General features: G+C 55.4%; 1 pseudogene. It reads right to left on the minus strand.

The window, feature by feature from the left end:
- Positions 1-204: 204 nt before the first annotated feature.
- Positions 205-457, minus strand: a pseudogene (locus tag EXE42_RS20345) (ABC transporter substrate-binding protein); the annotation flags it as partial.

Below are 457 nucleotides of genomic sequence, written 5' to 3' on the forward strand. Positions count from 1 at the left end.
GTGACATCAAGCGTTCCGTCCGAGACAGTTACGAGATCAGTGAACGTGCCACCAATATCGACACCGATACGGACATCATCGCTGGTCATTGGTTTTCCCCACCGCGGAGAGGCCGATACACCTGTTGCGTATATCTGCTAGTCATGATTGAGTTGGTGATAAATCGCAGGCGTCCCGTAGTGCGGTTACGGGACGCAAAGCTGATTAGACCAGGTCACTGGCTGGGATCGTTTCCTGATCGACGAACTCGCCGTCCTGAACCTGAACGATCGCCATGTCACTGGCGACGTCACCGTTATCGTCGTAATTCACCTGGCCGCTCGGCCCCGAATAATCGATTGTCGTCCCGTCATCGATCAGGTCGAACCCGTCACCGACCTCCCCGTAACTCACGGTCTCGCCGTTGGGATTAGAGACCGGGCGCATACTTTCTTTGACCGTGTTCGGATCTGTCGTC

Origin of the sequence: Halorubrum sp. SP3 (genome assembly GCF_005435195.1) — an archaeon.
GTDB lineage: Archaea > Halobacteriota > Halobacteria > Halobacteriales > Haloferacaceae > Halorubrum > Halorubrum sodomense.